This window comes from Marinobacter salicampi, assembly GCF_011074795.1.
Lineage (GTDB): Bacteria > Pseudomonadota > Gammaproteobacteria > Pseudomonadales > Oleiphilaceae > Marinobacter > Marinobacter salicampi.
The window spans coordinates 599,686-613,802 of the sequence record NZ_JAAMPF010000018.1 but is presented as its reverse complement, the minus strand read 5'-3'; the positions used below and the strand labels follow the sequence as shown (position 1 = coordinate 613,802).

Genomic DNA, 14,117 nt, shown 5'->3' with positions numbered 1-14,117 from the left:
CAGGCCCATTATACGGCCCAGTTTCGGCATCAGATGCTAACAAAAGTGAAGGAATGATGCTTTAAATGAACAAAGTGGCGTAATGGCATGAATCGCGGCCTTTTCAGAGTGGTTAGACATTCGTCTAATTATTCAACAAAAAAGTTTGCGCAGTCACAGATTTGTAACTAGTTTGAAGTGGACCCAACAAAACAATAATGTTTGTGGAGACAAAAAAGATGCAAAGCAACAAGCTTAGAGTGGCAATTCGGGCAACCACCTCCGCGCTGATTCTCGGTGTAGCCGCACAAGCTAGCGCTGTTGAGTTCAGTGCTGGTGAGTATGAAATGAATCTTTATGGCTATGGGCGTCTGAACGCCAGCTATGACATTGACAACAACAATGCGTTGAGCACTCGTTCCGCTTCTTACGGTAGCCTCGCAACTGACTCAGGTTCCGACGGTCACTTTGGCGCCGATGCGTTCCAGAGCCGGATCGGTCTCACAACCATGACTCCGGAAGGCGTCAAAGTTAACATCGAGGGCGATTTCCGCGGTGGCGGCGGTGGCACTCTTCGCTTGCGCCATGCATACGGCTCGTACAAAAACGTTCTGATGGGCCAGACCTGGTCTAACTACACCAGCTTCGTTGGCAATACCTCAACCCTGGACTTCGACTCCCTGCCAGGCAACGCCGGTCTGCAAAGCCGCGCGCCCCAGGCTCGCTATACCGCCGGACCTCTATCGTTTTCACTCGAAGACCCTAATTCAGGGATTGTCGGAGTTGATCAAGACGACAGCACCGTTTTGGGAACCGTGGCCGGCAAAGACAGTCTGCCAGCCTTTACAGCCCGGCTTGAAGACAAGTCCGGCGGGTTGTCCTACTCGGCGGCGGTGCTGGCGCACCAGGTAGGCTATGATGACGGCACCAATGACGATAGCTCACTCGGTTTCGCCACCTTTGTATCCGCGAGAGTCGCACTTAGCGACATGATTACCATTCAGGGCACACTGAACTACTCAGACGGCGCCAACAGCTATCTGTATCGTTCCGGTGAAAACTTCGGTGCCGACAGCGCGTACGTTGATGCTAATGGCGACATTGAAACTGTCTCCGGTTACGGCGGTACGGTCGGCATGGGCGTCAATCTCGGCGGGGGCACCAGTGTCAATATCGGCTACGGTGTCGTAACCGTTGACTGGGATGACGCTGAAGATGACCTGGGCGCAGCCGCAGTTGCTGGCCAAAGCGAAACCAACCAGGCAATCATGGCCAACTACCAGTGGACACCGGTAGCCAACACCATGATGGGCGTTGAATACCAGTACATTGAGCGTGAAAACGTTGGTGGCGACGACGGCGATGGCAGCCGCATCATGTTCGCAGCCCAGTACAACTTCTAAGTCCTCTAGAAGTAGCTGAATGAAAAACCCCGGCATTGCCGGGGTTTTTTTTGGGTCACAGCACGGGCCTGCTGACCATTTAGTGTGCGTCGACCCCTCGGGTACTACGGATGCCTCTTCCCGCCTTTACTTTGAAGCCGACCTACATCTTTGATACAAAAGAGCTTAAATCTTCTGGCACAACCCGTGCAGACATTCAGACAGCAGTATCATTTCCTGAGTGACCGCGAAGAGGTGACATTATGAAGAAAGCACAGAATTCCGATATCCTGTTTGAACTGACCGACGACCGGGAACTTAAAGTGATGAACGACCTGCAGCAGTACTTTGCCACCATGTACTTCGCCAACTGACCTCAAGCTTTCACCCGTTTTCCTTCAACAGATTCCGGCGGGCTCCAGTCATAGATGATGGCCATTGATCCACCTAAGCAATGGAGCCTGCCGGGGTTCAGGTCCGATTTAGTGCCCGGAACAGTCCTTTGAAATTGCAAAAAATCCATGGATGTGTTTCGGTATAGGTCAGTATGACGCAGTCGTCAGAGCCCATTCTGTTGGCCCTGACAGGTCTTCACCACCCAGACCAATAGCTGGCGCGCGCACACGCTCTGAACCATGTGCGGGACAAGGATGCGCCAAGGGAAAGGAGACCATTAACATGTTGGATCAGGCATCGCTGGACAACAGCTTCAGGTTCCGCAAGACAAGGGAACACTCCCAGCAACTCTGCGCCCACCTCAGCGCTGAAGACTGCAACCTGCAGGCCGTTGCCGAGACAAGCCCGCTCAAATGGCACCTGGCCCATACCACTTGGTTTTATGAAACGTTCATCCTCAAGCCCTTCAATCCCGACTACCGGGGGTATAGCAAAAGCTTTGAGGTGCTGTTCAACTCCTATTACAACGGCATCGGCCAGCAGCATCCCAGGCCCCAACGTCATCTCCTGTCCCGCCCCAGCCTTGATGAAGTGCTCGATTACCGCCAGGCAGTGGACAGGGCCATGATTTCGCTTCTTGAGCAACCTGCAGCCCTCAAACAGCCGGAGATACTTACCCGCCTTGAGCTTGGGCTGAATCACGAGCAGCAGCATCAGGAGTTGATGCTCACCGACCTGAAATACAACTTCAGCTGCAACCCCCTGGCACCCGCTTACAGGGAAGGCGCCCTACCTGAGCCCCGCCCCGGCAAAGGGGGATTCGAATTCTACAAAGGTGGCCTGGTGGAGATAGGCCAGGGGGTTAACGAAGGCTTCGGTTTCGACAATGAACGCCCTCGCCATAAAGCATGGCTGGAACCCTATGCCCTCAGCCGCAACCTGGTCACTAATGGGGAGTTCCGGGAATTTATTGACGATGGCGGCTACCAGCGTCCCGAATTCTGGCTTTCCGATGGCTGGGCCCAGGTACAGCAGGAAGGCTGGACTCACCCTTTATACTGGCGCCTTGACGGCGATCAGCCCCGGACTTTTACCCTTCATGGCGACCAGCCTCTCCAGAATGAAGATCCGGTATGTCATCTCAGCTATTTTGAGGCCGACGCCTTTGCCCGCTGGTCGGGCGCGCGTTTGCCCACGGAGACCGAATGGGAGCATGCCTGTTCGCAGAGCGAACGAAACCAGGGCCGGGCCACTGCCACTCAACCCCTGCACCCGACCGGCGCCAGCACCGAACGGGAGCCCACCCAGGGCCTGAAAAACATGTTCGGGCAGGTCTGGCAATGGACCTCCTCCGCCTACCAGGGCTACCCGGGTTACCGTGTAGCGCCAGGCGCGATCGGCGAATACAACGGCAAGTTCATGTGTAGTCAATTCGTGCTGCGGGGCAGCTCCTGCGCAACCCCCACCGGACACAGCAGGCCGAGCTACCGGAATTTCTTCTACCCACCGGATCGCTGGCAGTTCACCGGTCTTCGCCTGGCCAGAGATGCCATGCCGTAACCACAAGACGAAAAACAAACCAAGAGGCAACACCATGGAAGGTCTTACTCAGCAACGCCCGAGGCAATTGGAAACCCCTGCGAACCTGCGTGTTCACCACCTGCACGATGCCATTGACGATGATCTGACGCTGGTGCGCAGCGGTATCTTCGCCAGTCAGCCCTGGCTGCACCCCAAGTTTTTCTATGATGCCCGTGGCTCAGCCCTGTTTGATGCCATAACCGAAACTCCCGAGTACTACCCGACCCGTACCGAGGCGGCCATCTTTACCCGTCACGTGGACGACATGCTCGCCCGGGCGGAGTCGCGGAAAGTGTTGGTCGAGCCCGGCAGTGGCAGCTGTGAGAAAGCCCTGACTCTGCTGCAGGACCACAGGCTGACCCACTACGCCCCCATCGAGATCTCCCGCGAGTACCTGGTTGACTGCTGCGTGAAACTCGCCCGGCACCGGCCAGACCTTGCGGTTGATGCTATCTGCGGAGATTTTGTACGGTGCAACGTGTTGCCGGACACCGTCCCCGAAGAGGGTCGGCTGATTTTCTTTCCGGGGTCGACCATTGGTAACTTCGATCCTGAACACGCCCGCTCGTTGCTGGAAAATTTCCACAGCCTGGCAGGCACATCCGGTGGCTACCTGCTGATCGGAACCGACCTTCCCAAGGGCCGGAAGATACTGGAGGCGGCCTACAACGACAGCCAGGGGTTTACCGCGAGATTCAACCGGAACATTCTCGATCACCTGAACACCAGGCTTGATTGCGAATTCGTGCCGGAAGACTATCAGCACAAGGCCTTTTATAACGACGCGCTAGGGCGCATAGAAATGCACCTGCTCTGCCAAAAGGACACCCAGGTGCGGATCGGCCAGGAATACACGTGCCTGTCAGCGGGTCAGAGCATTCACACGGAAAACTCCTACAAGTACCGGCCGGAAGCATTCAGAGAACTGGCGGTAACTGCCGGCTTTACTCCGGTAGACTGCTGGACGGACGACAACAGCTGGTTTGCCGTGCACCTGCTGAAAGCAGCCTGAATGGGCGGGATTGCGTAGCTACTAGTAGCTACTAGTAGTTACTAGAAGGAGCGAGGTGGACGCAGCCGAGCCCTTGTGAACCTTACGCCGTCCTGTGCTTCAGGACAGCGTAAGGCCCGCTCAGAGCCAGCGACCCCCTACAGCAGAAGCTGCCGGATATCCCCCAGCAGACTGCCCAGCAACGCCGTGAAGCGCGCTGCATCGGCCCCGTTGACGGCACGGTGGTCGTAGGACAGGGACAGCGGCAGGAGCAGTCGAGGCTGGAACGCAGAACCATCCCAGACCGGTTTCATCGCCGCTTTCGAGACCCCCAGAATGGCCACTTCCGGCGCATTCACAATCGGTGTGAAAGCAGTACCGCCGATGCCGCCGAGACTGGTAATGGAAAAGCAGCCGCCCTGCATTTCCGACGCCTTGAGCTTCTTGTCCCTTGCTTTGCCCGCCAGTTCCTGGGCTTCCTCGGCCAGTTCCCACAAGCCCTTCTGATCCACGTCCCGGATTACGGGCACCATCAGTCCCCCCGGGGTGTCCACAGCTATGCCGATGTGAATGTATTTCTTGTGGATCAGCTCTTTCTTGTCCATATCCAGCGCCACGTTGAACTGCGGCAGCTCCGCCAGGGCGCGGGCACAGGCCTTGAGCAGGAAGGGCAAGGGCGTCATTTTCACGCCTCGCTTCTCTCCCGCTGCTTTCTGGCTCTGGCGGAAGGCTTCCATTTCAGTAATGTCGGCATCTTCAAACTGGGTGACATGGGGCACGTTCAGCCAGCTACGGGCCATATTATTAGCCGTTGCCACCTGCATGCGAGACATGGTCTCACGCTCAATGTCACCAAACTTGCTGAAGTCGGGCAGCTTGATACCGGGGATTCCTGTGCCACCACTGACTCCGCCACCTTCCTGGACCTGGCTGAGGCGCTGCTTCACATAACCCTGGACATCTTCCTTGAGAATCCGGGTCTTCGGCCCTGAACCTTTGATCTGGGTAAGATCCGCACCGAACTCCCGGGCCAGTTTACGCACCGCCGGTCCCGCATGAACCTTGGTGCCCGGGCTGGGCACATCCGGCTCTGACCGGGGCTCCGGTTTTCGCTCAGGGCTTTCGGTTTTGTCAGCGGCAGCGGGCTCTTTCTTCCCAGAGTCTTCGACTGGCGACTCAGGGGCCTCCCCCGCTTCCTCAGCCTCCACCTCTGAATCACCGGAGACCGTCATTTCCAACAGGTCGTCTCCGGTTGAAACCTTGTCGCCATCGCTCACCAGGATCTTGCCGATCTTGCCGGCAAATGGAGACGGTATCTCAAAGGTGGCCTTATCCGACTCCACGGTAACCAAAGGATCGTCCTCGGCAACCTCATCCCCTTCTTTGACGTTGATCTCGATAACCGGCACGTTTTCAGAGCCGCTGAGATCGGGCACCTTGACCTTCTCCTTGCGGCCCCCGCCGCCCGAAGCCGCTTTTTTCGGCTGTTCCTGGGCCGGGCTATCCTTGGACTTGCCGGCGGCTTCCTTTTCAGGCTCCTTGTCGGTTTCTGGCGCCTGCTCTTGCTCTTTTTCTTCCGGTTCGGCCTGATCTTCCGAATCCGACGCGCCTTCTTCGGCTACGTCGATCATGCCGACCACGTCCCCTTCGCTGACCTTGTCACCGACCTTGACAGTGATCTTGGTGATCTTGCCCCTGGCGGGTGATGGCAACTCAACGGACGCCTTGTCGGACTCAACCGTGAGGATCGGATCCTCTTCCTCAACCGAATCTCCCTTGCTGACGGTGATCTCGATTATCTCGACTTCATCCGCGCCGCCGAGATCGGGAACCTTGATTTCCTGTTCACTCATGGCGGACTCCTTAGCTCTGCACCGGGTTCGGTTTGTTGCGATCAATGCCGTACTTGCGCATTGCCTCGAGGACCTGGTCCTGCTTCACATCACCATCCCGTGCCAGGGCTGTCAGAGCCGCAACCACCACATGGAACCGGTCGACTTCGAAGAAGCTGCGAAGTTTCTCGCGGGTGTCGCTACGACCGAAACCGTCCGTGCCGAGGGTGACGAAGGTGCCGGGAATGTAGGCCCGAACCTGCTCGGAGTGCAGCTTGATGTAGTCCGTCGACGACACCACCGGCCCCTGGTGCCCTTCCAGGCACTGGGTGATGTAAGCCGTTTTCTGCTTGTCGTCCGGGTGGAAGCGGTTCCAGCGATCTACATGCTGGCCGTCTCGGGCCAGCTCATTGAAGCTGGTGACACTCCACACATCACTCGCCACCCCGAAGTCGTCCTTCAGCAACTGGGCGCCGGCCCGCACCTCATTGAGAATGGCGCCGGAGCCGAGCAGCTGGACCCTCGGGGACTTCTTGCGGCCTTTCACCTCCACCGACTCGAACTTGTACATGCCCTTTATGATGCCTTCCTCGACGCCCTTGGGCATGGCGGGCTGTTCGTAGTTCTCGTTCATGATGGTGACGTAGTAGAAGACGTTCTCGTTGCGCTCATACATGCGCTTCATGCCTTCATGGACCACCACGGCGATCTCGTAGGCGTAAGCCGGATCATAGGCTATGCAGTTGGGAATGGTCTGGGCCAGCACATGGCTGTGCCCGTCCTGATGCTGCAGGCCCTCACCATTGAGCGTGGTCCGTCCAGACGTGCCACCCACCAGGAAGCCCCGGGCCTGGATATCCCCTGAGGCCCAGGCAAGATCGCCGACCCGCTGGAAGCCAAACATGGAGTAGAAGGTGTAGAACGGAATCAATGGGAAATCGTTGATGCTGTATGACGTTGCCGCGGCCATCCAGGCAGCCATGGAGCCGTGCTCGTTAATCCCCTCTTCGAGAATCTGGCCCTTCTTGTCTTCCTTGTAGTACATGATCTGGTTGCGGTCCTGGGGCACGTACTTCTGGCCTTCAGACGTGTAGATACCCAGCTGGCGGAACATGCCTTCCATACCAAAGGTACGGGCTTCGTCTGGCACGATGGGAACTATCCGCTTGCCGACACGCTTATCCTTGGTCAGGGCCGTCAGCAAACGCACAAAGGCCATGGTGGTGGAAATGGCGCGGCCGTCGGAGCCTTCCAGCAGGTTCTTGAAGATGTCCAGATCCGGAATCTGCAGCGGCTGGCTGTCCTTGCGGCGCTTCGGATAAAAGCCACCCAGGTCCTGCCGGCGCTTTCTCATGTAGACCATTTCCGGGCTGTCGGGTGCCGGACGATAGTAAGGTACATCTTTCAGTTCATCGTCTTTCAGGGGCACCGCAAAACGGTCGCGGAAGCTTTTCAGGGCATCCAGGTCCAATTTCTTAAGGGAGTGGGCGGTATTCTGGGCCTCCCCGGCCTCGCCGAAACCGTAACCCTTGATGGTATGGGCGAGAATGACCGTGGGGCGGCCCTGGTTCTTGTGTATGGCATGGTGATAAGCCGCATAGACCTTGTACGGGTCGTGGCCGCCACGGTTAAGGCTCTTGATGTCGTCGTCCGAAAGATGCTCCACCATTTTCGCCAGTTCAGGAAACTTGCCGAAGAAGTTCTTGCGGGTATACACCGGCCCGTTGCTTTTGAAGTTCTGCAGGTCACCGTCACAGGCTTCGTCCATGACCCTCTGCATCAGACCGTCGGTGTCCTTCTCGAACAGCGGGTCCCACATGCGCCCCCATACCACCTTGAGCACGTTCCAGCCGGCGCCGCGGAAGATCCCTTCCAGCTCCTGGATGATCTTGCCGTTACCCCGGACCGGGCCATCGAGACGTTGCAGATTGCAGTTGACCACGAAAATCAGGTTGTCGAGCTTCTCCCGGCCGGCCATGGAAATGGAGCCCAGGGTCTCGGGCTCGTCACACTCACCGTCACCCACGAAGCACCACACCTTGCGCTCGCCTTTATCGATCAGCTCCCGGCTGTCCAGGTACTTCATCACATGGGCCTGGTAAATCGCCTGCATGGGTCCAAGCCCCATGGATACTGTCGGGAACTGCCAGTACTCAGGCATCAGCCAGGGGTGCGGGTAGGAAGACAGGCCATCACCGTCCACCTCTTCCCGGTACTTGTCCAACTGCTTCTCTTCCAGGCGACCTTCCAGATAGGAACGGGCATAAATGCCGGGAGAGGAGTGACCCTGGAAATACACCAGGTCCGCTTCCCGCTTCTCGTCGCCACCATGGAAGAAATAGTTGAAACCCACGTCATAGAGGGTCGCAGCGGAGGAAAACGACGAAATATGACCACCGAGCTCACCCGGCCGCTGGTTCGCCCGCAGCACCATGGCCATGGCATTCCAGCGTATGAGGGAGCGAATGCGCCGCTCCATGAACAGGTCACCGGGCATCCGTGATTCATTGGTAACGGGAATGGTATTCCGGAAAGGTGTGGTGATGGAGTAAGGCAATTCCGTGCCGTCCCGGCTCGCCCGCTCTGACAGGCGCTCCATAATGAACTTTGCACGCTCGACACCTTCCTGCTCAATCAATGACTCAAGTGCGTCCAGCCATTCACTGGTTTCTACGGGATCTTCATCTTGATACATCAAACCCTCCCCTAAGCCTTAATAGCCCATAGCCTGCCCGAATAGGAAAACCGGCCGGCCCTGTGTGATACCAGATAAAATGCAAGTGCAGGCCGTGCTGATAATGTATCAATACAGCATAGAACAGGATGAGCAACTTGCTCACCCCGAAACACATGACCCTGCCTGTGCGTTACTGGATGTGGCAACCAACTCTGGTAGCCGTTCCCCAAGCCGGTTTCTCAGACCCCACAATTAAGTAGTATTTTTACTACAAAAGCATCGCGGATTTCAATTAGCCTTCTGTTCCAGCCTGACTTTGATTGAACTTGAATAAGTGCTAAAGAGCCGGAATGGAGGCTTTCACATCGGTCAGCCATAGGGTCAGCCACTCCCGTGAGCCGGCACGGATGGCCCCTGCTTCCAAAGGATTACGGATTAAAACGAAAAACGGCTCACTGCGCTAAGACGCTTCAGATCGCCTCTTCTGAGAATGGCGCGATTGGCCGTAACACTCAACTGCCCTACGACCAATGTCGTAGATTTACTACGCGGTAGAAAACAGCTTCTTGCACTAATAATTTCCAAACTCCCATCCTGGCCAGTCACTGTCCAACGTAACCGCCGACCCAACAGAATTAGCGCCTCCCGCCTGCCGTAACCACCATGCAGAACAATTGCATTAATTAGACCTGAAAATATTCTTACAAATCTGTATAGTTTTCGCCCTGATTTTCGCCGGCGGGCCCGGGACCTCCTACCTGCCAGATGTCCTTTATTTGCCAGAGGTCGATCCATGAACTCTATCGTCACCTTTCCGAACCGGATTCCAGCAGTGGAGTTTGAAGAGCGGCGCTTCCAGGTGTATACCGACCGCCAGTTCGACAAGATCGAAGTCATTCAGAGCCTCCCGGAGGACACTCTGTTTGAAATGAAAGTGGTGGCCAGCGTGCTGCCATTCCGGGTCAACGAATACGTGATCAACGAGCTGATCAACTGGGACCAGGTCCCTAACGACCCCATCTACCAGTTGGTGTTTCCCCAGAAGGCCATGCTGAAGGAGGAACACTTCGAACGCATGGCCAGGCTCCACCGGGAAGGCGCCGACAAAAAGCTGATCCAGAAAGTGGCCAAGGAGATCCGCGACGAGCTCAACCCCCACCCGGCCGGCCAGATGGAGATGAACCTGCCCATGCTGGACGGCGAGGTCCTCGAGGGCGTGCAGCACAAGTACCGGGAAACCGTGCTGTTTTTCCCTTCCCAGGGCCAGACCTGTCACTCCTACTGTACGTTTTGTTTCCGCTGGGCCCAGTTCGTGGGTGACAAAGACCTCAAGATGGCGAGCACCGATGCGGACCGGCTTCACGGCTACCTGAAGGAGCATCCGGAAGTTTCCGACCTGCTGGTCACCGGCGGCGACCCCATGGTCATGAAGACAAAGCACTTGGTGCAGTATCTGGAGCCGCTGCTGGAACCGCAGTTCGACCACATCCAGACCATCCGCATCGGCACCAAGGCGCTGACCTTCTGGCCCTACCGTTTCGTCACCGACAAGGATGCCCACGAGCTGATGGACCTGTTTGCCCGCCTGGTGGACGCCGGCAAACACGTGGCCATCATGGCCCACTACAACCACTGGCAGGAGATCACCACCGAGATTGCCGAGGAGGCCATCCGTCGCATCCGCGCCACCGGTGCCGAAATTCGGGCCCAGGGGCCGCTGATCAAACACGTCAACGACAATGCCGATGACTGGGCCCGGCTATGGAAGAAAGAAGTCCAGCTCGGCATCATCCCCTACTACATGTTTGTGGAACGGGACACTGGGGCCAAAAACTACTTCGAAGTACCCCTTGCCCAGGCCTACGACATCTATCGGGAAGCCGTGAAACAGGTTTCAGGCCTGGCGAGAACGGCGCGCGGACCGTCAATGAGTGCCGGTCCGGGCAAGGTGGAGATTCAGGGCATAGCCGACATAAAAGGCGAGAAGGTATTTGTGTTGCGCTTCCTTCAGGGCCGCAACCCCGACTGGGTCCAGCGTCCCTTCTTTGCCAGGTTCAGCGAAACGGCCACCTGGCTGCACGAGCTTGAGCCTGCTTTCGGGGAGGAGAAGTTCTTCTTTGAGGAGGAGTACGAGGAGATGAAGCGGGGGAATGGCTAAACGCCGCCCTTTCCCGAGCGACCCCTTACTTGGGGTCGCCACTTCCTCCGAATCTCGACTTCAACCCGGCCAGGGAAACAAGACCAAACTACACATAAATTGAAAAATATCATTGTTTTACAATTCTTGACGTCCTTGTCATTGTAGCCCTAATCATCCTCACATAGATTCCAAGCTACTTGTTACCAAAAAGTCAGCGCCATCTAACCTCAGGCATGCGATCAGGGACGAAACACTGCAGTCAGCACCACCCTGTGAACGTACCGATGGATCCGTCACAAAAAAACTGGAATCGAAAAATGTTTAAAAAGAATGTCTTGCTAGCGCTTTGCAGTTCCGTTGCCCTTGCTGCCTGCGGTGGTGGAGGTAGTGATAGTAGTAGTGATAAAAGCGATGGCCCTTTATATGAAGATGAGACACCAACCACAACTGGTTACACGGATGGACAGCTAATCACGGCTAGTGAGGCGTTACGCGCCCGTGTTGACGAATGTATAGATACATCCAACGTTGGCTTTCGTTCAACGCACTTCGAAGTTTTTAGCATTGATGATGCCTCAACAAACGAGGACCTAAAGGCGGCTGCTACCGTTGCGGAGGCTGGCCTTAAAAGTATTCAGGAGATGCTGGTAGTTCATGATGATGAGATCGTCGGCACCCAAGGAAAAGAGCTTATCAGCGTATGTTTGAGGACGGAGGACCCAAATAACAGCTTCACTGGCCACAGCGGCACTGGCTTCAAAGACGGCTTAGTGATCAACGCTCCCAGGGCCGGTGATTTCAGTTTAGATCTAGAGAACAGCACGTCTCAATTACTGCGTCACGAACTCGTGCACGTAATCCAAATTCGGATCGTCTATGGTCTCGAAGCTGGCACCCATGGTGGTTTCGATACGGATAAATGGTATAGCGAAGGGTTGGCTCAGCTCATTGCCGGGCAAGAGGTATCCACTAATGCTACCGAGATCGACGCATATCTTGCAGCTATAACTGCCGGCACTGAGACGGCTGCGCCAGCTATCCGTACCCACCAGGATCACGTAGATAGCAATGGACGCTACAGGGACTATGCGCTCGCGGTACACTATTTGTTCACGCCCAGCAAGTACGGCGCCAACAACCCGCTCTCTGATGGAGCTGAGTTGTGGCGGAAATTGGGCGAAGAGATTGACTTTGGTGCTACCGATCCGTTTGCAAGTGCGTTCTCTAAAGTCTTCGTGAATGACCGTCAAAAGCTTACTCCGCTGACGCAGCAACAATACAGCACCAATTTCGTAAGCTGGATGACGGAATTCCGCACCGATGCCTGGGCAGATGGCAATGTAACCGGCACCAACGCCCAGAACGTTGACATGGTCTTCGTTATGGAGGAAGGCGTGGAGTTGCTGGCTGGCCGGATGAAGGCGGACGGCGATGTGTCCAGTCAGAATTTTGAGGTGCTCCTCACCAGACTCGACCCCAGTAAAGCCTATGATGTGTATTTCCTCGATGTCGTCTCCGAATCAGGGGGAACGATGGAAGTGGAATACTATGGTCCGTTAAAAGGTTATGCCAGCTATGAAGCTCATGCACTGCAGGCCAACGGACCTGGCGGCGGAACGACTTTTGACATTACTAATGCCAAAGTCACTAAGGCAACCGTAGAAGACTAAGCTTTAAAACAAGAAGGGGCAGCACTTTACCCCTTCTAATGACAAATCAACCCAGTTTGATAGTACGTTGATGCGCAGCTGAAAACAGGATCGGCCGAGACCGGCCACTTTGTAGACTGCGCAGTTTAATTAATTAAGAGCTTGCCGGTGCTTTGGCCGGCAAGTCCTTAACCTTTATCCCCTGCGACTGTAACCCGGTTACTTAGCGTCGTCGTAACTTCGGCACAAACCCCTCCAGCTTATCCTACAGCCACTCGACAAATGTCTGTAGTTCCTCCAACTCAAGCAGCTTCTCCCTGGTATTGAAGTACAGCCCCAGCTCGTATTCGGAGCGTGCCTTGTGAATCGCGTTAAGACAGGGCCGGCATACCCACAGCGTGCGGGTAATCGAATCTTCCTTGGTAAACAGCTTCTGAAAGCGTTTCTAGCGTTGCAGATGTTTGGGGATGAGATGATGGCGGGTGAGCCGGGCAACCGGGCGCTGGCATAGCTCTCAGCATGGAGGTTGAGGAGGAAGTTTCAACATCGGGGTTTACCAGTCGGGTTTCGCCATTGGCTCGACCCGACCTACGGTAACGAATACGCTTCCGGGTCAATCAGTGCATGAGGGTATACAATTTCCGCCGATAGCTGCGCACGTCCGGATTGGTATTGCCCAGCTTATCGAACAGCTCGACCAGCGTAATTTTGGCAATACCATCCTTGTAATCGGGTTCAGCCTGAATGAGCCTGATCAGCAGATCCATGGCTTCAGCGTTATTTTCCCGGATGACATGGTGCAGCGCCAACTGATGCAGAGCCGCCGGGTCCTTCGGGTTGCCCTCCAGGGTTTTTTCCAGCTCCGCCACCGGTGGCAGCTCCCCGGCCTGCTTCATGAACTTAAGCCTTGCCGCAAGCTGCCTGGCCTGGGGCTGGAGCTTTTCTTCAGGAGGCAGGCTTTCCAGAATACTCTCTGCGGTTTCCATATCCCCGGCTTCTGCTTTCAGTTGCGCCAGATCAATAAGCACTTTCAGGTTTTCCGGGTCCTTCTGGTTCATTTCCGTCAGGATGCCAAGGGCGCCTTCCACATCGCCCTCTTCCCATAACTGGTGGGCCGTTTCATAGGGGTCTTCCTGAGGCGGCTCCACATGCTTGTCCAGCACTGCCCGTATTTCACCCTCGGGCAAGGCGCCGTTAAAACCATCAACCGCCTGGCCATTCTTTACCAGAATAAGGGTAGGCAGACTCTTCACTCCGAGGCTGGCCACCAGCTCCTGCTGCTGGTCTGCATTGACCTTGGCGATCAGGAAGCGACCCTGATACTCGTTGGACAGTTTTTCCAGCACTGGCAACAACTGTTTGCAGGGTGCGCACCAGTCAGCCCACACGTCCACCAGGACCGGGGTCTGCATGGACGCCTGCATGACCTTGTCCTGAAAGTTCTCCATGGTGGCATCAAAGATAAAAGGTGAACTGCTCATATTGGGTTA

Annotated in this window: 8 protein-coding genes and 1 pseudogene; 5 read left to right on the top strand and 4 right to left on the bottom strand. The window is 56.0% G+C overall.

Features of this window, described 5'->3' with window-relative positions:
• Positions 1–218 precede the first annotated feature (218 nt).
• The 3 genes from G7W63_RS11780 to egtD all read left to right on the top strand — a co-directional run bounded on the left by G7W63_RS11780 (position 219) and on the right by egtD (position 4,350).
• Positions 219–1,382, top strand: a complete 1,164-nt coding sequence (locus G7W63_RS11780) for a DcaP family trimeric outer membrane transporter (protein WP_166257837.1) — start codon at positions 219–221, stop codon at positions 1,380–1,382.
• A 657-nt stretch (positions 1,383–2,039) separates the two neighbouring features.
• A complete protein-coding gene (gene egtB, locus G7W63_RS11775) occupies positions 2,040–3,317 on the top strand; it encodes an ergothioneine biosynthesis protein EgtB (protein WP_166257834.1) in 1,278 nt (425 codons plus the stop codon).
• 34 nt (positions 3,318–3,351) lie between these two features.
• On the top strand, positions 3,352–4,350 hold the full coding sequence (gene egtD / locus G7W63_RS11770; RefSeq protein WP_166257831.1) for an L-histidine N(alpha)-methyltransferase: 999 nt from the start codon (positions 3,352–3,354) through the stop codon (positions 4,348–4,350).
• Positions 4,351–4,487: 137 nt separating this feature from the next.
• On the opposite strand, the gene aceF is transcribed toward egtD, so the two are convergent.
• The gene (aceF, locus tag G7W63_RS11765) at positions 4,488–6,182 is read right to left on the bottom strand and encodes a dihydrolipoyllysine-residue acetyltransferase (protein ID WP_166257828.1); all 1,695 of its coding nucleotides are present in this window, start codon (positions 6,180–6,182) and stop codon (positions 4,488–4,490) included.
• 10 nt (positions 6,183–6,192) lie between these two features.
• Entirely contained in the window at positions 6,193–8,856 is a 2,664-nt protein-coding gene (gene aceE, locus G7W63_RS11760; protein WP_166257825.1) for a pyruvate dehydrogenase (acetyl-transferring), homodimeric type, read from the bottom strand.
• A gap of 775 nt (positions 8,857–9,631) precedes the next feature.
• Between aceE and G7W63_RS11755 the strand changes: the two genes are divergently transcribed.
• Together G7W63_RS11755 and G7W63_RS11750 are read left to right on the top strand one after the other, a co-directional pair.
• Positions 9,632–10,996 carry a KamA family radical SAM protein gene (locus G7W63_RS11755; protein ID WP_166257822.1) on the top strand — a complete coding sequence of 455 codons (1,365 nt, stop codon included), beginning with the start codon at positions 9,632–9,634 and terminating at the stop codon, positions 10,994–10,996.
• Positions 10,997–11,295: 299 nt separating this feature from the next.
• The gene (locus G7W63_RS11750; protein WP_166257819.1) at positions 11,296–12,648 is read left to right on the top strand and encodes a hypothetical protein; all 1,353 of its coding nucleotides are present in this window, start codon (positions 11,296–11,298) and stop codon (positions 12,646–12,648) included.
• Between the two features lie 244 nt (positions 12,649–12,892).
• Here the strand turns inward: G7W63_RS11750 and G7W63_RS19995 are convergent.
• Positions 12,893–13,174 (bottom strand): annotated as a pseudogene (locus tag G7W63_RS19995) (hypothetical protein).
• 70 nt (positions 13,175–13,244) lie between these two features.
• Positions 13,245–14,108, bottom strand: coding sequence for a thioredoxin (gene trxA / locus G7W63_RS11740; RefSeq protein ID WP_166257816.1), 864 nt, complete (start codon positions 14,106–14,108; stop codon positions 13,245–13,247).
• Between the last annotated feature and the right edge of the window lie 9 nt (positions 14,109–14,117).

Excerpts from the sequence above, each read along its gene's own strand:
- trxA (WP_166257816.1), bottom strand. The coding sequence starts at position 14,108 with ATGAGCAGTTCACCTTTTATCTTTGATGCCACCATGGAGAACTTTCAG.
- aceF (WP_166257828.1), bottom strand. The coding sequence starts at position 6,182 with ATGAGTGAACAGGAAATCAAGGTTCCCGATCTCGGCGGCGCGGATGAA.
- G7W63_RS11750 (WP_166257819.1), top strand. The coding sequence starts at position 11,296 with ATGTTTAAAAAGAATGTCTTGCTAGCGCTTTGCAGTTCCGTTGCCCTT.
- aceE (WP_166257825.1), bottom strand. The coding sequence starts at position 8,856 with ATGTATCAAGATGAAGATCCCGTAGAAACCAGTGAATGGCTGGACGCA.
- G7W63_RS11755 (WP_166257822.1), top strand. The coding sequence starts at position 9,632 with ATGAACTCTATCGTCACCTTTCCGAACCGGATTCCAGCAGTGGAGTTT.
- G7W63_RS11780 (WP_166257837.1), top strand. The coding sequence starts at position 219 with ATGCAAAGCAACAAGCTTAGAGTGGCAATTCGGGCAACCACCTCCGCG.
- egtD (WP_166257831.1), top strand. The coding sequence starts at position 3,352 with ATGGAAGGTCTTACTCAGCAACGCCCGAGGCAATTGGAAACCCCTGCG.
- egtB (WP_166257834.1), top strand. The coding sequence starts at position 2,040 with ATGTTGGATCAGGCATCGCTGGACAACAGCTTCAGGTTCCGCAAGACA.